Raw genomic sequence first — 22,300 nt, 5'->3', positions numbered from 1 at the left:
AACCCGTCCGGCAGAGTCAAGCAGCCCGCTTCAGCGCCCCCGCGATGGTGTCGATGATCTGGTCGATCTGCGCCTTCTCGATGATCAGCGGCGGCGACAGCGCGAGGGTGTCGCCGGTGGTGCGGATCAGCACACCCTTTTCGAAGCAGTCGAGGAACACGTTGAACGCCCGCTTGGCGGGCTCGCCGGGCAGCGGCTGCAGCTCGATGCCGCCCACCAGGCCGATGGTGCGGATGTCGATCACGTTGGGCAGGCCCTTCAGCGAGAACAGCGCGTCCGCGAAGTAGCCCTGCATCTGGGCCGCGCGGGTGAGCAGGCCTTCGTCGGCATAGGTGTCCAGCGTGGCCAGGCCGGCGGCGCAGGCCAGCGGATGCGCCGAGTAGGTGTAGCCGTGGAAGAACTCCACCAGGTGCTCCGGGCCGTTCATGAACGCGTCGTGGATCGCGCGCTTGACGAACACCGCGCCCATGGGCACGCAGCCGTTGGTGACGCCCTTGGCGGCGGTGATGATGTCCGGCGTGACGCCGAAGGTCTGCGCGCCGAAAGGGTTGCCCGTGCGGCCGAAGCCGGTGATGACCTCGTCGAAGATCAGCAGGATGCCGTGCTTGTCGCAGATCTCGCGCAGGCGCTGCAGGTAGCCTTGCGGCGGGATCAGCACGCCGGTGGAGCCGGCGATGGGCTCCACGATCACAGCGGCAATCGTGGAGGCATCGTGCAGCGCGACCAGGCGCTCCAGGTCGTCGGCGAATTCGGCACCATGCAGCGGCTGGCCGTTGGTAAAGGCGTTGCGCGTCGCGTCGTGGGTGTGGCGGATGTGGTCCACCCCGGCCAGCAGCGTGCCGAACATCTTGCGGTTGGCCACCATGCCGCCCACCGAGATGCCGCCGAAGTTCACGCCGTGGTAGCCGCGCTCGCGCCCGATCAGCCGGGTGCGGGAGCCTTCGCCGCGCACGCGGTGGTAGGCGAGCGCCATCTTGAGCGCGGTGTCCACCGACTCCGAGCCCGAGTTGGTGAAGAACACCCGGTCCAGGCCCGCGGGCGCGATGGCGGCCAGCCGCTCGGCCAGCTCGAAGGCCTTGGGATGGCCCATCTGGAAGGGCGGCGCGTAGTCCAGCTGAGCCGCCTGCTCGGCAATGGCCTGCACGATCTTTGGCCGCGCATGCCCGGCGTTCACGCACCACAGGCCGGCCACGCCGTCCAGGATCTGGCGGCCGTCGTCGGTCCAGTAGTGCATGCCGGCCGCCTTGGCGAGCAGGCGAGGGGCCTTCTTGAACTGCCGGTTGGCGGTGAAGGGCATCCAGTAGGCGTCGAGTGAGGTGGTCATGGTGTGTGGCTGGTCGGGTCCGGGTTGCAGGCAGTCTAGAGAGCGCGGCGCACAATGTGCTGCGTCAAGCGCTAGTGGTTCACCCGTGGTGGCGCAATATCATGCGGTCTTTTAATGGCCCTGTAGCAGAAGATGCGATCCGCTCCCGCCGTGCCGCAACTTGATGCGATCGACCTCGCCATCCTCCATGAGCTGCAGGCCAATGGCCGGCTTTCGAACGTGGAGCTTGCCGAGCGGGTGCACCTGTCGCCGTCCGCCTGCCTGCGCCGCGTGAAGCAGCTGGAGGACTCGGGCGTCATCGCACAGTACGTGGCCTTGCTCAACCCCAAGGCGGTGGGGCAGCCGGGCACCAGCTTCACCATCGTCAACCTGGAGACGCTGAGCGCTGCGCAGGTGGAGGCTTTCGAGCGCGCGGTGCGCGACGAGCCGCAGATCCTGGACTGCTTCTACGTGGCCGGCTCCAACGACTATCTGATCCGCTTCACCTACCGGGATGCGGAAGACCTGGAGCGTTTTCATTCGCAGGTGCTCATCCGCCTGCCGGGCGTGCGGCGTTCCAACTCCATGCTGGTGCTGCGCACCGTGAAAAGAACAACGGCCCTGACGCTGTGAAGCGTGCAGGGCCGTCGCGATCAACGGGTCAGTGAGGGGTCAGGTCACCAGGCCAGCTTGACCGTGTACTTGCCGTTGGTGCTGCCGGTGCCACCGCTGTAGTAGATCACCTTCACATAGCGCTTGAAGGTGCTGCTGCCGGTGTTGGTGACCGACACGGAGTCCACTGCGCCGGCGCCCTTTTCGCTCGAGCCGATCAGGGTGCCGTTGCTGTTGTAGACGTACAGGTCGTAGTCGCTGCTGCTGTTGGGCGTCATCGTGACCGACAGCGTGCGCCCGGCGGGCAGGTCGAGGCTGAACCAGTCCTGGTCGGTGCTGGAGCCCATGGCGGCGTTCAGCGTGACGGGCGCGGACTGGAAGTTGGCGGTGCCCTGGCTGTTGTTGGGCTCCACCTCGTTGGTGCCCGGAGGCGGGTCGATGGTGCCCATGGCCGCCACGGCCGCCCTGGCGTCCAGCAGGCCGGTACCGCACTGGCTGCAGGTGGCCGGGAAGGGCCGCGCTGTGGACTTCAGCTTGCTGATCACCTCGTCCACCGTGGCCGATGGCTTCTTGGCGATCATGAGTGCCGCCACGCCCGCCACGTGCGGCGAGGCCATCGACGTGCCCTGGTAGCCGGCATAGCTGTCGCTGCCGGGCGACGTGGTGCCGCTGTTCAGCGTGGACAGGATGCTGTTGCTGCCGTCGCCCCCCGGTGCGGCGAGTGCCACGACCGAGCCGTAGTTGGAATAGCTGGCGCGGGCGCCGGTGCGGCCCACGGCGGCCACGGTCACGATGCCGGAGCAGCTGGCGGGGCTGAAGTTGGCGGCATTGGCGTTGCTGTTGCCGGCGGCCACCACCACCACGGCGTTGCGCGAACGGGCGCTGTTGATCGCGTTCTGCGTGGTCGTGTCGCAGCTGCCGGAGCCGCCCAGCGACAGGTTCAGCACGCGGGAGGGCGTGGCGTTGGCGGGCACGCCGCTCACGCTGCCGCCGGACGTCCAGATGATGGCGTCGGCGATGTCGGAGGTGTAGCCACCGCACTTGCCCAGCACGCGGGCCGGCTGCACCTTGGCATTGAACGCGACGCCGGCCACGCCGGTGCCGTTGTTGGTGACCGCGGCCACGGTGCCGGCCACGTGCGTGCCGTGCCATGAGCTGTTGGACACGCGGCAGCCCTGGAACGGGCCACCCGATTGGCTGGACTCGGCAGAGGTCACCCAGTCGCCCGGGTCCTGCGGATTGCTGTCGCGGGTGTTGCCGTCGTTGCCCACGGCGGCGTCGTTGATGAAGTCATAGCCGGCCACGATGTTGGCCGCCAGGTCGGCGTGCGGGCGGTAGCCCGTGTCGATGACCGCGACGGTGACGCCGGAGCCGGTGGACAGGTCCCAGGCGGCCGGGGCGTTGATGCCGGCGGTGGCTTCGTGGAAGTCCCACTGGCTGGCGAACTGGCTGTCGTTCGGCGTCAGCAGCGGCTGCATGATGCGGTCCGGTTCGGCGTACTCGATCGACGGGTCGCTGGCCTTCAGGCGCGCGGCCAGGGCAGCGGCCTGCTCGGGGCTCAGGCGGCGGTCCAGCTTGAGGATGTGGGCGCCGAGGGCGTTGTTGCGCAGGTGGCTCAGCACGGCACCGTGCTGGCTGGCAAAGGCCTGCAGGGCGGCCAGGCGGTCCGCGCGCACCGGGCCCAGGCGGGCCGAACGTGCGATCGTGGCTTGCACGTCGCGGTACTTCACGATCATGCGATCGGTGGGCTCGGCCTGGGCTTGCGCCGCGCTCGTTGCAGTTGCACCGAAGGTCGTTTCCGACCCACCCGCCCAAACCGTGGTGGCGAGCATCATCGTCACAGCCGCCGCACAGGCGCTCAGCTGCATTTTTCGTGTCTTACCGAACATCAGGTTCTCCAGGAGGTGTGCATGCCGTTGCCCATCGATGGCCATGCCTGATTGGGAAGATGTGCAGCAGCACCATCGGTGGATGGGTACGGCACCCGGGCCTTCCCGCGGCCCGTCGGGCAGCACTTTTGGTGAAGCCGTCGAACCTGCGGCTGCGGTTTTTACGGGCCCGGTCCCGATGCGGCAACGGGGTAAACGTGGCCCGGGCCGCGGGTGTATCAGGGGGCCGGCGCGATGCTGGCTCGCGTGGTCACAGGGCTCGCATAGCTGGCTTTACAGGGCGGCCGCAGGCCTTTGGCTCCGGCAGTCACCCCGCAGTCGCGACAGTAAATACTTGTTGTTGCAATTGCCTGCGCCCTGCGCGGCTGCGTTTTCGCGTCGCCCCGCCGTTTCACATACAGAAATCTGCATTTCGTATTGCAAAAAGCAGAGCGTCAGGCCGCTGTCCCCGTTTTCCATCCTGGTGTGACGCATTGCGCATCATGGAATCGGAATCCTAAGTTGTTGATTTTATTGCATGCGCTTTTGTGTCTTATATAAGACATAAGTCTTCCCGCTTGCCGCGCTTCTCGGTACGCTTGACCCCAGACCGTTTCCACTTTGTTGATCTACCTGAAGGAGCTATCGATGAGCCAACCCACCCGCGAACAGCAAACCGCCGCCCTCGAAAAAGACTGGGCCGAAAACCCCCGGTGGAAGGGCATCAAGCGCGGCTACACCGCCGCCGATGTGGTGCGCCTGCGCGGCTCCGTGCAGATCGAGCACACGCTGGCCAAGCGCGGCTCCGAGAAGCTGTGGAACCTGATCAACACCGAGCCCTTCATCAATGCCCTGGGCGCGCTGACCGGCAACCAGGCCATGCAGCAGGTGAAGGCCGGCCTGAAGGCCATCTACCTGTCCGGCTGGCAGGTGGCGGGTGACGCCAACCTGGCCGGCGAGATGTACCCCGACCAGTCGCTCTACCCGGCCAACTCGGTGCCGTCGGTGGTCAAGCGCATCAACAACACCTTCCAGCGCGCCGACCAGATCCAGTGGTCCGAAGGCAAGAACGATGTCGACTTCTTCGCGCCCATCGTGGCCGATGCGGAAGCCGGCTTCGGCGGCGTGCTCAATGCCTTCGAGCTGATGAAGTCGATGATCGAAGCGGGCGCCTCGGGCGTGCACTTCGAGGACCAGCTGGCTTCGGTGAAGAAGTGCGGCCACATGGGTGGCAAGGTGCTGGTGCCCACGCGTGAAGCGGTGGCCAAGCTCGTGGCGGCCCGTCTGGCGGCCGACGTGATGGGCACGCCCACCGTGCTGGTGGCCCGCACCGATGCGGAAGCCGCCGACCTGGTGACCAGCGACGTGGACGAGAACGACCAGCCGTTCTGCACCGGCGAGCGCACCGTGGAAGGCTTCTTCCGCACCAAGCCGGGCCTCGAGCAGGCCATCAGCCGCGGCCTGGCCTACGCGCCCTACGCCGACCTGGTGTGGTGCGAAACCGGCAAGCCGGACCTGGCCTATGCCAAGGCCTTCGCCGACGCGATCCACAAGCAGTTCCCCGGCAAGCTGCTGGCCTACAACTGCTCACCTTCCTTCAACTGGAAGAAGAACCTGGACGATGCCACCATCGCCAAGTTCCAGCGCGAGCTGGGCGCCATGGGCTACAAGTTCCAGTTCATCACGCTGGCCGGCTTCCACAGCCTGAACTACTCGATGTTCGACCTGGCCTACGGCTACGCGCGCAACAACATGAGCGCCTTCGTCGAACTGCAGGAGAAGGAGTTCGCCGCCGCCGAGAAGGGCTTCACCGCGGTGAAGCACCAGCGCGAGGTGGGTACCGGCTACTTCGACGCCGTGACCACCACGATCGAGAAGGAAGCGTCCACCGCCGCGCTGAAGGGCTCGACCGAAGACGAACAGTTCTTCGACAAGAAGCACGGCTGAGCGCCTTTGGGCGCTCAGCCGTGCTGGCCCAGAGCCTCTGGCTCTGGGCCGCACGGTGCAGTGGTGCTCCCCCGTGCCCCCTCCACGAGGGGGCTCCAGCATGAGTGACTACGCCGCTTGAGCGGCGAGGGCCGCCCGGACTTCTCGGGCGGCTTCCACCATGTTCTTCAGTGCGGCTTCGGTTTCTGGCCAGCCGCGGGTTTTCAATCCGCAGTCGGGGTTGACCCACAAGCGCTCGGGCGCAATCACCTTACAGGCACGCTGTAGCAGCGACTGCATGGCTTGGGCGCTCGGCACCCGAGGCGAGTGGATGTCGTACACGCCGGGGCCGATGTCGTTCGGATAGCGAAAGCTGCCGAAGGCATCCAGCAGCTCCATGTTGGAGCGCGAGGTCTCGATCGTGATCACGTCGGCGTCCATGGCCGCGATCGCGGGCAGGATGTCGCTGAACTCCGAATAGCACATGTGGGTGTGGATCTGCGTGTCGTCGCGCACGCCGCCGGCGGCCAGCTTGAAGGCGCCCACCGCCTGCTCCAGGTAGCGCGGCTGGTCGCGGGCCTTCAGCGGCAGGCCTTCGCGGAAGGCGGGTTCGTCGATCTGGATGGCGCGGATGCCGGCCTTCTCCAGGTCCAGCACTTCGTCGCGGATGACCAAGGCGAGCTGGCGCAGCGTGGCTTCGCGCGGCTGGTCGTCGCGCACGAAGGACCATTGCAACAAGGTTACCGGCCCGGTGAGCATGCCCTTGACCGGCCGCTCGGTGAGCGACTGTGCATACGTGGCGGTCTCCACCGTCATCGGCTCAGGCCGGTAGACATCGCCAAAGATGATCGGCGGCTTGACGCAGCGTGAGCCGTAGCTCTGCACCCAGCCGTTCTCGGTGAACGCGACGCCCCAGAGCTGCTCGCCGAAGTACTCCACCATGTCGTTGCGCTCGGCCTCGCCGTGCACCAGCATGTCCAGGCCCAGGGCTTCCTGCTGGCGAATGGCAATGCGGATCTCCTCGCGCATGCGCTGGAGGTAGTCCAGCGCCGACAGCTCCCCACGCTTGCAGGCCGCCCGGGCCCGGCGGATGTCGGAGGTCTGCGGAAAAGAGCCGATGGTGGTCGTGGGCAGCAAAGGGAGTTTCAAGGCGGCTTGCTGGGCCTGGATGCGGGCGGTAAAGGCGCTTCGGCGCTCTGCCATGGCCGGCGTGAGCGCTGCGACCCGCTTGCGCACCAGCTCGTTGGTGACACGGCGGGACTGTGTGCGTGAAGCGCGGGCGCTGTCGCTGGCTTGCAATGCCTGCGCGACGGCGGCCTCGCCCTCGTTCAGCGCTCGTGTGAGGACGACCACCTCCTGCAGCTTTTCAGTGGCGAACGCCAGCCAGGGCTTGAGTGCGGGGTCCAGGTGCGCTTCGCCGGCCAGCGATACGGGCACGTGCAGCAGCGAGCACGAAGGCGCCACCCACAGGCGGTCCCCGAGCGCCTCGTGCAGCAGCTGCAGGGTACCCAGCACCGGCCGCAGGTCGGTGCGCCAGACGTTGCGGCCGTCCACCACGCCGGCCGACAGCACCGCATCGCCCGGCAACGCCGCGCGCCAGGCGCCCAGCTGTTGCGGCGCACGCACCAGGTCCACGTGGAAGCCCTGCACCGGCAGGCGGGCCACGCGCTGTACGGCATCCACCGCATCGAAGTAGGTCGCCAGCAGCAGCCGCACGCCGCTGCCGGCCAACGCCGCATAGGCGGTGTCCGTCGCCGCGAGCCAGCGCTCATCGAGGTCGGTGCACAGGGCCGGTTCGTCCAGCTGTACCCACTGCACACCGCGGGCCGCCAGCCGGGCCAGGATGCGGCGATACGCGTCGCACAGGGCGGGCAGCAGGCTCAAGCGGTCAAAGCCGGCCGTGTGGCTCTTGGCGATGCGCAGATAGGTGATCGGCCCGGGCAGCACTGGCTTGACCTCGCCGCCGTGTTGCAGCGCCTGGTCGATGTGCTCGAACCAGGCGTCGTGGCCGCCGTCGAACCGTGTCTGCGGGCCCAGCTCCGGCACCAGGTAGTGGTAGTTGGTGTCGAACCACTTGGTCATTTCCATCGCCGGCTGTGCCGCGTTGCCACGCGCCAGCTCGAAGCCTTGTGCCAGCGTGAGATGGCGTGCGTCGAAGCCGAAGCGTGCCGGCAGCGCGCCCAGCAGCAGGGTGTGGGCCAGCACATGGTCGTAGAAGCAGAAGTCGCCGGCGGTCACCTGCGAGAGCCCGGCCTCCCGCTGCAATGCCCAATGGCGCTCGCGCAGCTGCGCGCCGGTGGCCTGGAGCTCGGCCTCGCTGGTGTCGCCGCGCCAGAACGCCTCCAGCGCCGACTTCAGTTCACGTTGGGCGCCGATGCGCGGGAATCCGAGGATGTGGGAGCGGGCCATGAGTGCAGTCCTTGCGAAAGAGGGATCAGGCAGTCTCGCGAGCGGCCTAGAATGAATCAATCGGCATGTTTTCATGCACTGATGAAAACGATTCATCCATGATCGAAACACGGCATATGCGCTCCCTGCTGGCCATCGCAGCCTCGGGCAAGCTGGCACCGGCGGCCGAGCGGGTGCACCTCACGCCGTCGGCGCTGTCGCACCAGATCCGCGCGCTGGAGTCGCACTACGGCGTGGTGCTGTTCGAGCGCAGCGCACGCGCGGGCCTGGGCTTCACCGCCGCGGGCCAGCGGCTGCTGCAGCTGTCGCAGGAGGTGACGGCGCTGGTGGAAGCCGCCGAGCGTGACCTGCTTCGGCTGCAGGGCGATACCCGCGGCGAGCTGCGCATTGCCCTGGAATGCCACACCTGCTTCGACTGGCTGATGCCGGTGATGGACGAGTTCCGGCGCCGCTGGAGCGAAGTGGAGGTGGACCTGGTGGCAGGCTTCCACCCCGATCCACTGGCCTTGCTGGCCGACGGCAAGGCCGACCTGGTGATCGGCTCACGTCCGCGTCGCAAGACCGGGCTGCACGTGGTGCCGCTGTTCCGCTTCGAGATCCTGGTGGTGCTGGCCAACCAGCACAGGCTGGCCCGCAAGCGCCGTGTGCAGGCCGAGGAGCTGCAGGGCGAAACCCTGATCACCTACCCGGTGCCAGAGCAGCGCATCGACCTGATCCGGGAGGTGCTGTGGCCCGCAGGCGTGCGGCTGCAGCGCCGCACGGCCGAGCTCACGGTTGCCATCCTGCAACTCGTGGCCAGCCGGCGCGGCATTGCGGCCCTGCCGAACTGGGGTGTCAAGAACTACGTGGACCACGACTACGTGGTGGCCAAGCGGGTGGGTGCGCAAGGCCTGTGGAGCGAGCTGCACGCCAGCGCGCCCAAGGCGCTGGGCGCCAAGCCTTACCTGGCCGACTTCATCTCCATCGTGCGGCAGACCTGCGCGGCACAACTGGACGGCATCGAGCTGCTTTGAAGTCGCGTTCGGAGCCTGGGCCAAGCTTCGGCCGGGCCCCGGTTGGCGCATGCCCGTGTCACTGAAGCGGCACGGCAACCACGCTGGAGCGAGGGGACTCGGTGCCGTCCGACGCGACCGCGACAACGGTGAAGTAATGCGTACCCGGCTCGGATGTCTGGTAGTCGATACTCTCGACAGGCCCGACAAAGAGGGTGTCGACATCCGCCGCCGGCGTGGCACCGTGGTACAGCCGGTACCCGACCAGCGTGGGATCGGCAATCGGGTCCCAGGCCAGCCTGACGGTCCATGAAGACGCCGTGGGTGGGCTGGGAGGTGCGGGAGCCGGGCTGCCGCTGGGGGGTGGCGGCGAATTCGACGACGGCGAACTCGTGGACGCATCAGCCGACGAACCGCCACCACAAGCCGCCACGGCGGCTGTCAGCAGGCCAAGGAGAAGACAGCGCGAGATCCGTGTTTGCATTGAAAGGTCCCGCAGGACGCTGAGTGAACCGTTGCCGGTACGCGATGGAACCGGGCTATTTCACCAAGGTGGCCTTCAGGCCGGAAGGTGCCTGCAAGGGAGCCGGGGCCGTTCCGTAGATGTCCGCCGGGATCTGGTTGTTCAGGTACTGCCAGATGTAGCGGGTCAAGGTCTGCGGCTTGCCGAAGGCGTCGGTCGAGCCGGCAAAGCCGCGCGTGGTGTCGTTGGTGGAAGGCACGGCGCCGCTCGGGGCCGGGTTGGACTCCGCGAACACCGCCTTGATGTGGTCCTCGTACAGCCAGGGCCACAACGATTCGGTCGTGAGCTGGTCATAGCCTGACTCACCCCACAGCGTGCCGCTCTTGCCGTACCGCTTGGTGATGGTGGCGCCCACGTCCCCGCCATCGGTGGCCTTGCTGGACAGGATGGAGCCGGCCTCCGGGCGCACGATGTACTTCAGCGTGGAGCTGGTAGCGGACAGCGGGTTCAGGCCCTTGAGCTGGGTGGTGGGGAAGAACCCGTTGTTGGTCATGGTCGACCACCCGGCATCGCTGCCGTCCGCCAGCGCCGTGTTGTTCACGAACAGCGAATTCGTGAGCACACGGGCGCCGGCCGCATCCTTGTTGTAGTAGGCGCTGGCATGGCCGCCGACGGTCACGTGGTCGAGGCTCAGGGAGGTGTTGCTGCTGGTGCCGTTGGCCCGGATGCCGGACGGTGCCTTCGCACCCCACGCCACCGAGTTCACCATCTTGATGTTGTCGCCGAGCATCTCCTTGATGAAGAAGTCGGCGTACTCGGACTCGACGTTCAGGGCGATGTTGCCCTGGAGGGTGACGTTCAGCGGATTCTTCGGGAAGTAGAACGCGCCGTAGGTCACATCGCCCGTGGTGGGCCCCTTGCGTCCGTCCACGGCGATGCAGTTCTGCAGCAGGATGTCGCGGACGTTGGTATTGCCGTTGTCGTTGCCGTAGACGTTGAACGTGGCCTTCGGCTCCGTGGAGATGGAATAGTCCACCCGGCCGACGCAGCGGCGAATGATCAGCCGTTGGGCGTTGTCGGTCGGCCCGCCGATGGCGAAGCCATAACGCGCGGAGCCCACGCCGGCGCAGTCCTCGAGCAGGTTGTCGGTGCCGCCCATCCAGAACCAGCCGCCATAGTTTTCCGTCTTGCCCACGCGCTTGTAGATCGTGCGGGTGATCTTGTTGTGGTTGCCGGCCATGAAGCCGGTCGTCGGCGGGTACTGGGTGTTGACCTGCTCGAACACGAAGCCGTCAACCCGCACGTAGCTGCCATCGAGCAGCACCAGGTTGTCGTAGTAGTCCAGCGCAGCCGTGTTCTTGATGCGTACCGAGTACGGTGTCTCGGCCATGATGGTGGTGTATTTGCCCGGCGCGCCGCTGGGCACCTTGTTGATCCGCGGATTGATGAAGTTCGCCTTGTCCTGGTAGACGCCGGCCTTCACGATCAGCGTGTCGCCGCTGGCCATCTTGTTCAGGCCGGCCCCGATCGTCTTGAAGGGGTTGGCGGTGCTGCCGTCTCCCGTGGAGTCGCTGCCGGTCGTTGCCACGTAGTAGGTGGCCGCGGACGCTGCGCTTGTCATCAGCCACAGCAGGGCGGCAGCAAGCGACGGCAGGAACTTGCGTTGGATCAACATGTGATTACCTCGATTCTTGATTTTGCACGCGCAAAACTGCTCTTCACCCTGCGTGTCAGGGAATGGCAATGCTGACTTCGGCAGAACTCGGCGATTCATTGCCATTCGTGTCCACCGCCCTCACGGCGAAGAAATGGCTGCCCGAGACCGACGTGCTGTACGAGGTCGACGTCACTGCCGAGGCGAAACTGTCGGTGTAGACGCCGCTCTGGGTGCCATGGTAAACCTTGTAACCCGTGACCGTGGCCTCCACGGCAGGGCTCCAGCTGAGCTGCACCGTGTGCACGCTGGGTGGCGGGGTGGGCGTCGAACTGGTGCCGAACGCCGCGGAGACCAGCAGGTCGCCCGCGATCGTCACCGTGCAGGTGCTGGTGCCGGTGCAGGCCCCGCTCCATCCGCTGAACTTGTAGCCGCTGCTTGGTGTCGCAGTCAGGGTGACGACGCTTCCGGAGGTGAAGCGTGCGGCGCAACGCGTGGCCGATGCGCCGCAATCAATGCCCAACAGGGAACTGGTGACCTTGCCGTTGGTGGGCGGAGTCACGGTCAGCAAATAGCCTTTGCTGCTTCCGATCGGTATGAAGCGTTGCGCCGTGGCGGTGCCATCGGTCGCTTCGGCGGTGGCCGTGTTGTCGGCCTCCTCATTGCCTGTCCCCCCACCGCAGCCTGCGATGACCGTCGCCAGCAAGGCAACGCCAATCCACTTCTTCGGCCCGAAGAACATCTCTCACCTCTCATAGATTGCTGAATCGACGCCGTCTACGACAGGTCCGCGGCGTCCGGACATCGCCTGGTACACCAGCGATGCCTGCTGCTTCGGCAGCACGGGCGAGAGGTTGAAGGGGAGTGGGGGTAGAGGTGTTACTGCGTGTGAACACGCGGGGCGTGGACTCTGTCACGCCCCGCGCAGCATCACAGGCAAGCGCTGTCTGTGTCAGCGGGGCGCGCGATGGTCCATGCCGGTGCTCCCCCCAAAGGGGGTGCTGTTACAAATTCAGAGCAATGGACGTGCCCGAGGTGCAGATTTGTCACGGCGCGGCGGCAGCAACGGGTCAAGCCGTGGAGCGGGCCGCTTCGCGCGGCGAGACCTGCAGGTGCGGTGGAGCGGGCAACAGGAAGTCGCGGTAGGCGCCAGGATCGCCCGTCTTGCCGGCTTCGGCCGCCTTGACGATGTTGTACGCCTCCCGGGCGGACACGTAGTGCAGCACGAACCGCTTGCCGTCGTTGTAGTGTCCGTCCAGCGTTTCGAACAGGCGCTCGCACTCGCCGCCAAAGATCCAGTCGGCATTGCGCTCGATCGCGCCGTGGGTGTGCACCTTCACGAACACCCACTCCGGGCGGCCCTTCACGTGCACCCACTGCCGCACCCACAGGCGCAGGCGCTCGGCGACCGGAACTTCGTGCGGTTCGATGTCCGCGTTTTCCGTCTTGGGCCACAGGCCGAGGCGCCGGCGTTTCCAGTTCAGCGTGAGCGGGCCTTGGAAGATCAGCAGGTCTCCGCTGCCCGGCCGGCCCGCCACCACGGCGGCGCCCTTGTCATGCGACTTCGGCCGGGCGACGTCGTCGACGGCGTAGTAGATGGAGTTGACCGTGCTGGTCTGCGTGTCGTTGGGCGCGGACGGCAGCGTGAAGTCGGCGTAGCAGCCGTTGTCGGCCAGCACCTTCAGTTCGTTGTTGACACCGCACCAGCGGCCGTCGCAGCGCGAGTTGTCGAGCGCCCAGTTGCCATGGATGAAACCGAAGCGCGGCCGGCCTTCATGGAAGGGCAGCATGCCGTGCCGCTGGTGCAGGGTGGCGACGAACCCTTGCAGCTTGTGCGTCAGGCCTGCGGCCGTGTCGTTGTCGTGATGCAGGTGGACTTCCACTTCGCCGAAGCCGTCGCTGCACAGCTGCCCCAGCATGTCGAGGTATTCGGCGCGGTACTCCTCTTCGGGGTAGAAGAACGAGTGCTTCGGATGGCAGCCGTCGGCGTCGGTGAACTTGCCGGCCAGCCGGGGATAGTCGTCCAGCCAGCGTTGCACCCGGCGGCGTCCCAGCGCATCGTCCGCGCCGGCCGCCAGGGGCTCGTAGTGGTCCACGAACAGGAACATCAGGTGCGTGGGCCCCGGATGACGGCGCGTGCCCGCCCAGGCCAGCGCGACGGCGCGCCGAGTGTGGCCCGCTATCCAGAGGTGCACGTTGCGTTGGTACAGGCCGGCGGCCAGGGCGGCGGCAGCCAGCACCACCAGCGCGGCGGCAAACCAGAACACCATGTTCAGCTCCGTGCGGGTGCGACACCCGGCGTGGCCACCGGCAGCGTTTCGCCCACCGCCCGTTCGAAGTCGAGCGCGATCTTGTCCCAGGTGTAGTGGGTGACGGTGTGCTGGCAACCCGCCAGCGCGCGCTGCATGGCCTCTTCGGGCGCCTGCAGGATGCGCTGGATGGCCGCCACGGCTTCGTCGGCGGTGTCGGCGTAGTACAGGAAGCCCTTGTCCACATGCTTCAGCTCGGCCAGCCGGGTCGAGACGATGGGCTTGCGCATCGCCGCGTATTCGAACAGCTTGATCGGGCAGGCCCGCTCGGACACCGGGATCTTCTTGAAGATGTTGAGGCAGATGTCCATGCGCGCGATGTGATGGAACACCTCGGCATGTGGCACGCCGCCGGTGAGCTTCACGTTGGCGAGCTGGCGCCGCGCAACTTCCGATTCCACGTAGGCATGGTCGCGGCCACGGCCGACAAGCACGAAGTCGACATCGGGCAGCTGGCTCGCCGTGTCGAGGATGAGATCGAAGTCAATGAAGTACTCGAAGCTGCCGAGGAAGCCCACCACCGGTCGGCGCTGCGGGCCGCCTTCCGGGCCCACGCCATCGGCAGCGCGGACCTTGTTCATGCTGACGCCGTTGGGCAGCACCTGCACGGCACCGTGCACCTGGTCGCCCAGCACATGGGACACCGTGGTCACCAGGCTCGCCGAGCGGAACATGTGGTTCAGCAGCCCCTGGGCCAGCGCCATCAGCGGGCGGATGCTGAAGCGGCCCAGTTCGTACCGCAGCATGTCCATGTAGTCGTCGGCGTAGTCGAAGACGGTGGACACACCGGGAATGCGGGCGAGCGGTGCCTGCGGGATGTTGTACAGCAGCACGTGGGTGATGTGTTCGCTGCGTGCCAGCCGGCGGGCATAGCGCACCGAGTACAACGAATACAGCGCCTTCTTCACCAGCTTGTCGAGCGGGAACTTGCGCTGCCACAACCACGCCGGTACCGGCACGTCGTGCACCTTCAGCCCGGGAATGGGCACCGGCGCGATCTCCACGAAGTTGGTCTCGGCCGAGGGCATGGATGGCGGCTGCATCACATGCACCTCATGCCCGCGCTGGGCCAGCGCGGTGAGCAGGGAGTGGTAGCGGCTCCAGTTGAGCGAATACCAGCGCGCCATGTACGGGAAGAGGATTTTCATTGCGCGGCGCTCCGTTGGCGTTGGCGTTCGAGCACCGCGGCCACGATGCGGTCAGATGCATGGCCGTCGCCATACGGGTTGGGTTTTCCGGTCATGGCCAGATAGCGGCTTTCGTCGTGCAGCAGTGACATCAGGATGTCGCGCACCCGGTCGCGCCGGGTTCCCGCCAGCACGGCCACGCCTGCTTCCACGCCCTCGGGACGTTCGGTGCTCTCACGCAACACCACCACCGGCCTGGAGAGCGTGGGCGCTTCTTCCTGGATGCCGCCCGAGTCCGTGACGATCACAGTGGCGCGGGCCATCAGGTGGGAGAAGGTCACGTAGTCCAGCGGGTCGATCAGGTGCACGTTGCGCACGTTCGGCAGCGCCTGCGCCACCTGGGCGCGCACGTTCGGGTTGGGGTGCACCGGGAAGATCACATGCAGGTCGGGTGTGGCTTCGCACACGTCGCGCACGGCGCTCAAGGCCTCCAGCATCGGCCCGCCGAAGCTTTCGCGGCGGTGCGTGGTCAGCAGCAGGAAGCGCGACCCGAGCGCCGCAGCGGCTGCGGGGGGCAGGCTCCGGGCCAGGTCGGGCTTGCGGTTCTCCAGGATCCACAGCAGCGCGTCGATCCCGGTGTTGCCGGTCACCAGCACATCGCGCTCGGCCACACCTTCACGCAGCAGGTTCTCACGCGCACGCGACGTGGGCGCGAAGTGCATGTCGGCCAGCACGCCGGCCATGCGGCGGTTCATCTCTTCCGGGAAGGGCGAATAGCGCTCGCCGGTGCGCAGCCCGGCCTCCACGTGCGCCACCGGGATCCGTTCGTAGAACGCGGCCAGCGCGCCGGCAAAGGTGGTGGTGGTGTCACCCTGCACGAACACCCAGTCGGGCCGGATCGAGCGGTATAGGTCCCGCAGGCCCAGCAACACCGCCGAGGTGGTGTGGAAGAGGTCCTGGTTGGGCCGCATCACGTTGAGGTCGTGTGCCGGCACCAGCGAGAAGTCAGCCAGCGCGCGGTCCAGCAGCTCCCGGTGCTGGGCCGTGACGATGACATGGTTCTCCACGCCCGCACGTTCGCATGCAAAGCACAAGGGGGCCAGCTTGATGGCTTCCGGCCGCGTGCCGAAGATGGTGGCAACTCGCACGTCAGGCCGCCTTTGCTTCCATGCGGGGCAGCGCATCTGCTTGCCGCACCGGTGCGCCGATCACCGGCAGGCCGTCCCTCAGGTAGTCGGTGTAGGTGGTGACGATCAGTTCCGGGTCGCTCAGCAGCTCCAGCATGCGCTGGAAGCCGGGAATCTTCTTCACGTCCAGCGGATCCATGTAGATGTTGATGTAGGAGCCGGTGGCCTTGCCCACGCGGATCAGCTCCTCGAACAGCATCAGGTAGTCGTCCGGGCCGCGATGCATGATGCGGTGGCTCAGGCGCTCGGCATTCAGCGAATGCCAGGTGTCGAACACCGTGAACGGGTGCAGCGGGCAGGTGGCCAGCGGGAATTCGGCAATGCCTTCCGGCGCCATGAAGGGCAGGCCCCGCGTGGGCGTGTTGGTGAGCCAGGTCGACGACGAATAGGCGTAGCCCGCCTGCTTCAGCAGGGGGTAGATGTCCTCGGAGAACAGGTGCTTGAAGTGCGGAATGCGCAGGCCGGTCATTTCGTGGCCATACAACCCCCGCACGATCTCGTGGCAGCGCTCGATCTCTTCCAGCTTCTCGGCTGCGCTGATGTAGCGGAACTTGCGGCCGGGGTTGAGGATTTCGTTGTCCGGGTGCGAGTAGGTGTGGTTCATGAGCTCGTGGCCCTGCTCCAGCACCATGGCGTGTTCACGCGGATATTTCTCGACCCAGTGGCCCACGGCGGCGAAGCTGGCCTTCAGCTTGTATTGCGCCAGCATGCCCATCACCGCCGGCATGTCCTCGCAGTCCTCCGGGTAGTCGCAGTCGAAGGACAGCGTGACGCAGGCCTTCTTGTCGCCCCACAGCTGCTTGCCGCGGTTGCCGTTGTAGATGCTGCGCACAAACACCTTCGGCATGCCGAAGGTGATGAGGCCGATCAGGGGCAGGTTGTGGTTCTGCTTGGTGATCCAGCGGTAGAGGCCGTCGGGAAGAATCATGACGCCAGGCTCCGTTTCGAGGTGAGGAAACCGAGCGAAGTGCTCGCGTTGTTCAGCCAGTTGTGCGTTTGAAGCACGCACTGGCGGGCAGTGCGACCCATCTGCCGGCGCTGCGTGTCGTCACGCAGCAGTTCGGCCATGCACTGGGTCAGGTGCGCCACGTCCTTGCGGCGGAAGATGCGGCCCTGCTGGCCGTCGGTGACCACGTCCTGCAGCGGGGCATAGTCGGGCACCACCACCGGCACCGCCATCGACATGTACTCGAACACCTTCATGGGCGAGCCGTACAGGTTGGAGTCGGGCATCACGCCCATGTCGAAACGCGCCACGTAGGGCACCAGCTTGGCGTGGGCGATTCGGCCGGGCATCAGCACGCGGCCGGTGAGACCCTTGTCGCGCGCCAGCGCCTCGATCTCGCCGCGCATCGGGCCGTCGCCGATCAGCAGCAGGTGCGCATCGGGGAACTCGGCCGCAATGCGGGTGAAGGCCTCCACCAGCAGATCGAGGCCATGCCAGCGGTAGAAACCGCCGACGAAGCCGATGATGCGGCCCGGCGGCAGTGCGGGGGCTTCAGCCTTGAGGGCCAGCTCGGGATCGAAGACGGCAGGGTCGGCCGCGTTGGGCACGACCGAGACGCGGCCTGCATCGACGCCGAACTCTTCCACCAGGTGCTGCTTCAGGTACGACGACACCGCGAGCAGGTGCGTCGCGGAGCGGAACAGCCAACCGTCCACCCAGCGGGCCAGCGGCTTCAGCAGCGCGCTGCGCTCACGCACCAGCGGGCTCATCGAGGTGTAGTTCACCTCGATGACAAACGGCACCTTCCACCAGCGTGCGAGCAGCGCACCGGCCACGGCGAAGATCGCATAACGCTCATAGACACCGTCGACCGAACGCCGCCGGAAGCGGCGCAGGCCTTCCCACACCGCCTTGGCGTTGTAGGCCATCTCCATCAGCTCGAAGGCGATCTCCGGCAGGCGGTCCACCAGCCGGTGCAGCAAGCCGGGCTTGCCTTGCCGCGCGGGCTGCTGTGCCTTGGCGGGCGTGATGTGCTCGATGTAGTCGCCCACCGGCGACAGCATCGCGACCTGGTGGCCGAGCGTGCGGAAGCCTTGCACGATCTGGCCGATGTGCACGGCTTCGACGCCTTGGGCGCGGGTGCGGTGGACGTAGACGATCTTCATGCGCGCGGGATTCATAGGGCGGCCGCAGCGAGGAGCGTGGAGACCGTCACGGCCTTCAACCGGGACGCCTCCAGGCGCTGCAGGATGTGTTGGACGCTGGCGGCGGAGTGGGGCATCTTGTCGTGGAGCAGCACGATGTCGCCTGCGGTCAGCGGCTGCTCTGCAAGCCCCGCCATGACTTCCTCGACCCCACGGGTGGCGTAGTCCTTGGGATCGCGGTTCCAGTAGATGATCCGCTTGCCCCGGGCGGCACAATACCGAAGCACCGGGACGTTGATAACCCCCTTAGGTGGGCGGAAGTAGGCCTGCGCCGCCACAGGCGCTCCCCCCGCATCGCGCATCGAGAACACGCCGTCGAGTTCTGTGCTGATGCCTTCATGGCCCAGCTGCGCAAACTCGGCATGCGTCATGGAGTGATTGGCGATCTCGTGGCCTCGCGCCTTCATCTCGGCCACCAGCGCCGGCTGCCGGGCAAGCTGGTCGCCCACACAGAAGAACGTGGCCTTGGCGCCATGGGCCTCCAGCACCGCCATCACCGCGCGGGTGTATTCCGGATGGGGGCCGTCGTCGAAGGTGAGCGCGACCTGCCCCGGCGCGCCGCGAACCTCGCACACCACCCACCGGCTCAGCAGCCGGCGCCGGATCCACCCCTTGATCGCACTGCCGGCCCTCATGCCACCGCCCCGCAGGCAATGCGTTCGAACAGCTGGGCGTGGCGCTCGGCTTCGGAGCGCCACGACATGTGGGCCACCGAACGGCGGATGGTGTCCCGGTCCCACGCGCGGGACATCATCGTGTGCAGGGCCTGCGCCAGGGGTTCGGCCTGCCCCGGCTCGACCAGCAGCCCGTTGCTGTCGTTCAGCAGCAGCGGCGTGCCGCCGACGTTGGTGGACGTGACCGGAATGCCGGTGGCCAGCGCCTCGATCACCACATTGGGGGTGCCTTCGCGGAAGCTCGGCAGGCAGAAACCCGCTGCGCCGCGCAGCCAGGCCGGCACCGCGGCGTGGTCCACCTCGCCGGCCAGGGTCACTCGGTCCTGCAGGCCCAGTTCATGCAGCCGCGCCTGCAGCGCGTCCCGTTCGGGGCCATCGCCCACCAGCACCGTATGGAAGTCGCAACGGCCCTGCCGCGCCAGCAGGCCCAACGCGTCCACCAGCACGTGCAGGCCCTTTTCCTGCGACAGCCGGGCCACCGTCAGCAGGGTCTTGCGGCCTTCGCCCGGAGCGCCCGGCGGCAGCACGACCCGGTCGCCATCGGGGCGGAACCGGTCCAGGTCGATGCCATTGACGGCGGCGGCAATGCGGCTCCGGTCCACCCCCAGTTCGGCGATGCGGTCGGCGAGTGCCGGGCTCACCGCGGTGACGTGTGCCGCCTGCTGCAGCGCACGCGCGGCCTGGCCGCGCTTGAGGCGCTGGGTGGCGTAGATGTTGATGTCGGTGCCCAACGCGGTGAGCACGTAGGGCACGCCGAGCCGGCGGGCGAGCCTGGCAGCGGCCACCCCATCGGGATAGACGAAGCGGCCGTTCACCACGTCGACCGGTTGCTTCTCGTGGATGGCACGCACGGTGGACCAGGCCGCCCAGGCCTGCAGCGTTGGCTGCAGCACGCCCGACAACTTGGGGATCATCGGGTAGCGGGTGTAGTGCACCTGGACGCCGTCCACCTCGGCACAGCGCGGTGCCGTCACGAAGCGGGCCCAGTCGGGCCGGTCGCGTGTGAACGCGATGTCGGGCGCCCAGGGAATCGGACACACCAGCGTCACATCGGCGAACTCCTTCAGCGCACGAAGGAATTCGCTGGTGAAGGGCGCACGGACCTTCTCGCTCGGTGTGCGGAACAGGCTGGTGAAGGCCAGCACGTGCAGGCGGCGCATGCGCGATCCCGTGTTCATCATGCGGCTGCCAGGGCCGGCACGACGCCCAGCCGGCCTTCGTACAGCGCGGCGTAGGCCTGCAGCGTGCGCTCCTGCGAGAAGCCGTCCTCCACCCGCCGGCGGCCTTGTGCGCCCAGGGCCGCGCGGCGCTGCGGATCACGGGCGAGGGCCAGCATCGCCTCGGCCATGGCTTGCGGGTCCAGCGGCGGCACCAGCAGGCCGCTGACCTTGTCGGCCACGACCTCCGGGTTCCCGCCCACTGCCGTGGCAACGACCGGCAATGCGGTCGCCATGGCTTCCAGCAGCGTGAGGTTCATGCCCTCGTCGGTGGACGACAGCATGTAGACATCCATGCCGTTGAGCATGCGCTCGGTGTCTTTCACTTCGCCGGCGAAGGTCACGGCCGCCTCCAGCCCGGCCTGCCGGGCCTGCAACTCCAGTTCGCCGCGGCACGGCCCGTCGCCGGCGATCAGCAGGCGCGCGGCCGGGCAGGCCTGCAGCACCCGCTGGAACGCATCGATCAGCGTGCGGTGCGACTTCACGGGCACCAGCCGAGCCACGATGCCAAACACGATGGCCTCATCGTCTGCTCCGATGGACCGGCGCAGCGCCTCGCGCAAGTCGGCCTGCGGACGGTAGCGCCTGAGGTCGATGCCGTTGGGAATGAAGCGTACCCGGTGGGCATCGATGCCGACATCGTGGACCAGGGAGTGCGCCACGTCAGCGGACACGCCGACCACGGCGTCGGTGCGGCGACCCAGCCAGCGCTCCAGCGCATGCCGGCGCGCCAGCGGCTGTACACGCGAGTGTTCGGTGTGCACCACCCGTACGCCCAGCCCGCGACTGGCCAGCACCGCGTACAGCCAGGCGGAGTAGTTATGGCTGTGCACCACGTCGATGCGCTGCGCGCGCAGCAGCTTGCGAAGCCGGAGCACCAGCCGTACGTCCAGCCCCTCGCGCTTGTGCAGGTCCGCCACCGCGATATGGCTGGCGCTGAGTTGCTCCACCAGCGGCCCGCCGCCGGAAAACACCGCCACCGACGGCTCGAACCCGCGTCCGCTCAAGCCGAACGCGAAGTCGCGGATCATCGTCTCGATGCCGCCCATGCGCATCGAGTGGTTCAGGAACAGCAGCCGGCGCGAAGCTGCCTGCGTTGCAACGGGGTTTTCCATGTCAAGCCTTGTGTGCGACGAACCAGACGGCCGATATGAGGGCCACCATGCCGGCCACGACGATCTTCACGTCGGTCCAGGTCATGCTGAACACCGGCAGCTCCGGAATCCTGCGCCGGCAGGAGAGATAGATCGCCATGCACAGGCCCATCATGAAATACAGCAGGTCCAGCTCCATCACGACGAAGAACGTCGCGATCGCATAGCCGATGAAGATGCCGAGGATGGTGCGACCGTAGGAAGCAGCCCAGCCATGCTCCGGGCTCTTCAGCCGGGCCAGGATCAGGCCCGCCTTCAGGCTGAACCACAACAGCGAGATGAAGATGAAGAATCCCGGCAGGCCCAGCTCGGTGAAGTTCTGCACGTAGTTGTTGTGCGCAATCAGCCCGAGGTCGACCCGCTTGGAGAACATCGCCCTGCCGATGCCGAAGACCGGGTTCTCCCTCAGAAGCTGCAGGCCCTGCTCCCACAGCCAGGTGCGCTCGTGTGCCGATGCCTCGTTGGTGTTGACCTCGCTCATGCGCGAAGGGCCGAACGCCGTGACCGCAAGCGCCGTCCCGGCGGCCAGCAGCAGCGCCACGGGCTTGCTGAAGCGGTCCTTGAAGTAGTAGGCCGTGAGCGCCAGCACGGCCAGCACCGCGCCGCGCGAGTTGGTGAAGAAGATGGACACCAGCGACAGGGCGCCCACCACGGCGCCGAAGAAACGGGCGGTCGCGCCGTAGGGCCCGAACACCCGCTCCAGCGCAATCGCGAACGAGATGATGAAGAGGATGGCGAAGACGTTGGGGCCATCCCAGTCGCCATGCCAGCGCACTCGGATCTCCTCGTAGCCCGGCATGAGGGTGGCGCCGCCCCAGGACACGCCGTTCTGCGCCTGCAGGATCGCCTGGAACGCCAGGAACGCGGCCAGCACCAGATAGCTGCTCAGCGTGAACCGCACGCGCTCGGGCGTGTTCACCAGCCAGACGATGCCGAAGAAGGCGAGGGCGCGTTTGGCGAAGGTGGTCGCCTCGTCCAGGCCCTGGCTGAACTGGGTGCCGTGCCAGGTGGCAATGAAGATCACCAGCACATAGAGGGGGATCAGACGGTTCTGCGGTATCGAGAAGAACTGGTGGTCGCGCAGGTACACCGTGAAGCCGCCCAGGAACATGAGCAGGGTGAGCACATAGCCGGTCGGAAACCCCATGAGCGGGCCGAACCAGTCCTGCGGGCGGACAAGTTGTGCAACGAGGTACAGAAAGACAAGCAGCCGGCTCATCGGTGTGGCGTTAGATGCAGCGCACCCGAACACCG

17 protein-coding genes are annotated in these 22,300 nt (G+C 66.9%); 3 read left to right on the top strand and 14 right to left on the bottom strand.

The features are described from left to right. Positions 1–16: 16 nt before the first annotated feature. A complete protein-coding gene (locus VPH43_RS22375; RefSeq protein ID WP_328579982.1) occupies positions 17–1,324 on the bottom strand; it encodes an aspartate aminotransferase family protein in 1,308 nt (435 codons plus the stop codon). Between the two features lie 132 nt (positions 1,325–1,456). Between VPH43_RS22375 and VPH43_RS22370 the strand changes: the two genes are divergently transcribed. After that, the gene (locus tag VPH43_RS22370; RefSeq protein WP_328579981.1) at positions 1,457–1,936 is read left to right on the top strand and encodes an Lrp/AsnC family transcriptional regulator; all 480 of its coding nucleotides are present in this window, start codon (positions 1,457–1,459) and stop codon (positions 1,934–1,936) included. 44 nt (positions 1,937–1,980) lie between these two features. On the opposite strand, the gene VPH43_RS22365 is transcribed toward VPH43_RS22370, so the two are convergent. Beyond that, on the bottom strand, positions 1,981–3,783 hold the full coding sequence (locus VPH43_RS22365) for a S8 family peptidase (protein ID WP_328579980.1): 1,803 nt from the start codon (positions 3,781–3,783) through the stop codon (positions 1,981–1,983). 648 nt (positions 3,784–4,431) lie between these two features. Between VPH43_RS22365 and aceA the strand changes: the two genes are divergently transcribed. Further along, positions 4,432–5,730, top strand: a complete 1,299-nt coding sequence (gene aceA, locus VPH43_RS22360) for an isocitrate lyase (RefSeq protein WP_328579979.1) — start codon at positions 4,432–4,434, stop codon at positions 5,728–5,730. Between the two features lie 108 nt (positions 5,731–5,838). On the opposite strand, the gene metE is transcribed toward aceA, so the two are convergent. After that, positions 5,839–8,118, bottom strand: coding sequence for a 5-methyltetrahydropteroyltriglutamate--homocysteine S-methyltransferase (metE, locus tag VPH43_RS22355; protein ID WP_328579978.1), 2,280 nt, complete (start codon positions 8,116–8,118; stop codon positions 5,839–5,841). A gap of 98 nt (positions 8,119–8,216) precedes the next feature. Here metE and VPH43_RS22350 point away from each other — a divergent pair, with 98 nt between their 5' ends. Next, positions 8,217–9,131, top strand: coding sequence for a LysR family transcriptional regulator (locus VPH43_RS22350; protein WP_328579977.1), 915 nt, complete (start codon positions 8,217–8,219; stop codon positions 9,129–9,131). 518 nt (positions 9,132–9,649) lie between these two features. Here VPH43_RS22350 and VPH43_RS22345 read toward each other — a convergent pair. From VPH43_RS22345 to VPH43_RS22295, 11 genes are all read right to left on the bottom strand, one after another. Beyond that, a complete protein-coding gene (locus VPH43_RS22345) occupies positions 9,650–11,248 on the bottom strand; it encodes a hypothetical protein (protein ID WP_328579976.1) in 1,599 nt (532 codons plus the stop codon). A 55-nt stretch (positions 11,249–11,303) separates the two neighbouring features. Further along, a complete protein-coding gene (locus VPH43_RS22340; protein WP_328579975.1) occupies positions 11,304–11,969 on the bottom strand; it encodes an InlB B-repeat-containing protein in 666 nt (221 codons plus the stop codon). A 328-nt stretch (positions 11,970–12,297) separates the two neighbouring features. After that, complete coding sequence (locus VPH43_RS22335; protein WP_328579974.1) at positions 12,298–13,497, bottom strand: hypothetical protein; 1,200 nt, start codon at positions 13,495–13,497, stop codon at positions 12,298–12,300. 2 nt (positions 13,498–13,499) lie between these two features. Continuing rightward, complete coding sequence (locus tag VPH43_RS22330) at positions 13,500–14,684, bottom strand: glycosyltransferase family protein (RefSeq protein ID WP_328579973.1); 1,185 nt, start codon at positions 14,682–14,684, stop codon at positions 13,500–13,502. Beyond that, a complete protein-coding gene (gene wecB, locus VPH43_RS22325; protein WP_328579972.1) occupies positions 14,681–15,811 on the bottom strand; it encodes a non-hydrolyzing UDP-N-acetylglucosamine 2-epimerase in 1,131 nt (376 codons plus the stop codon). Before wecB ends, VPH43_RS22330 begins: the two co-directional genes overlap by 4 nt. A 1-nt stretch (position 15,812) precedes the next feature. Continuing rightward, entirely contained in the window at positions 15,813–16,778 is a 966-nt protein-coding gene (locus tag VPH43_RS22320; protein WP_328579971.1) for a polysaccharide deacetylase family protein, read from the bottom strand. Then, positions 16,775–17,962: a glycosyltransferase family 4 protein gene (locus VPH43_RS22315; RefSeq protein WP_328579970.1), complete on the bottom strand. Its 1,188-nt coding sequence runs from the start codon at positions 17,960–17,962 to the stop codon at positions 16,775–16,777. The genes VPH43_RS22320 and VPH43_RS22315 overlap by 4 nt, the downstream gene beginning before the upstream one ends. Positions 17,963–17,973: 11 nt before the next feature. Further along, positions 17,974–18,636, bottom strand: a complete 663-nt coding sequence (locus tag VPH43_RS22310) for a polysaccharide deacetylase family protein (protein WP_328579969.1) — start codon at positions 18,634–18,636, stop codon at positions 17,974–17,976. Continuing rightward, positions 18,633–19,835 (bottom strand): glycosyltransferase, encoded by a 1,203-nt coding sequence (locus VPH43_RS22305; protein WP_328579968.1) that lies wholly within the window; start codon positions 19,833–19,835, stop codon positions 18,633–18,635. Before VPH43_RS22305 ends, VPH43_RS22310 begins: the two co-directional genes overlap by 4 nt. Positions 19,836–19,852: 17 nt before the next feature. Next, positions 19,853–21,007, bottom strand: coding sequence for a glycosyltransferase (locus tag VPH43_RS22300; RefSeq protein ID WP_328579967.1), 1,155 nt, complete (start codon positions 21,005–21,007; stop codon positions 19,853–19,855). Between the two features lies 1 nt (position 21,008). Continuing rightward, the gene (locus VPH43_RS22295; RefSeq protein WP_328579966.1) at positions 21,009–22,265 is read right to left on the bottom strand and encodes an O-antigen ligase family protein; all 1,257 of its coding nucleotides are present in this window, start codon (positions 22,263–22,265) and stop codon (positions 21,009–21,011) included. Positions 22,266–22,300: the final 35 nt, after the last annotated feature.

It is taken from the genome of Ideonella sp. BN130291 (assembly GCF_036231905.1).
GTDB lineage: Bacteria > Pseudomonadota > Gammaproteobacteria > Burkholderiales > Burkholderiaceae_C > CAMLIZ01.
This window is presented reverse-complemented; position numbering and strand designations above follow the sequence as displayed.

Bases quoted from the DNA above. Each gene is read 5' to 3' on its own strand.
- VPH43_RS22340 (WP_328579975.1), bottom strand. From the start codon at position 11,969: ATGTTCTTCGGGCCGAAGAAGTGGATTGGCGTTGCCTTGCTGGCGACG.
- VPH43_RS22295 (WP_328579966.1), bottom strand. From the start codon at position 22,265: ATGAGCCGGCTGCTTGTCTTTCTGTACCTCGTTGCACAACTTGTCCGC.
- aceA (WP_328579979.1), top strand. From the start codon at position 4,432: ATGAGCCAACCCACCCGCGAACAGCAAACCGCCGCCCTCGAAAAAGAC.
- VPH43_RS22300 (WP_328579967.1), bottom strand. From the start codon at position 21,007: ATGGAAAACCCCGTTGCAACGCAGGCAGCTTCGCGCCGGCTGCTGTTC.
- VPH43_RS22320 (WP_328579971.1), bottom strand. From the start codon at position 16,778: ATGATTCTTCCCGACGGCCTCTACCGCTGGATCACCAAGCAGAACCAC.
- VPH43_RS22350 (WP_328579977.1), top strand. From the start codon at position 8,217: ATGATCGAAACACGGCATATGCGCTCCCTGCTGGCCATCGCAGCCTCG.
- VPH43_RS22335 (WP_328579974.1), bottom strand. From the start codon at position 13,497: ATGGTGTTCTGGTTTGCCGCCGCGCTGGTGGTGCTGGCTGCCGCCGCC.
- metE (WP_328579978.1), bottom strand. From the start codon at position 8,118: ATGGCCCGCTCCCACATCCTCGGATTCCCGCGCATCGGCGCCCAACGT.
- VPH43_RS22315 (WP_328579970.1), bottom strand. From the start codon at position 17,962: ATGAAGATCGTCTACGTCCACCGCACCCGCGCCCAAGGCGTCGAAGCC.
- VPH43_RS22330 (WP_328579973.1), bottom strand. From the start codon at position 14,684: ATGAAAATCCTCTTCCCGTACATGGCGCGCTGGTATTCGCTCAACTGG.
- VPH43_RS22305 (WP_328579968.1), bottom strand. From the start codon at position 19,835: ATGCGCCGCCTGCACGTGCTGGCCTTCACCAGCCTGTTCCGCACACCG.
- VPH43_RS22345 (WP_328579976.1), bottom strand. From the start codon at position 11,248: ATGTTGATCCAACGCAAGTTCCTGCCGTCGCTTGCTGCCGCCCTGCTG.
- VPH43_RS22375 (WP_328579982.1), bottom strand. From the start codon at position 1,324: ATGACCACCTCACTCGACGCCTACTGGATGCCCTTCACCGCCAACCGG.
- VPH43_RS22370 (WP_328579981.1), top strand. From the start codon at position 1,457: ATGCGATCCGCTCCCGCCGTGCCGCAACTTGATGCGATCGACCTCGCC.
- VPH43_RS22310 (WP_328579969.1), bottom strand. From the start codon at position 18,636: ATGAGGGCCGGCAGTGCGATCAAGGGGTGGATCCGGCGCCGGCTGCTG.
- VPH43_RS22365 (WP_328579980.1), bottom strand. From the start codon at position 3,783: ATGCAGCTGAGCGCCTGTGCGGCGGCTGTGACGATGATGCTCGCCACC.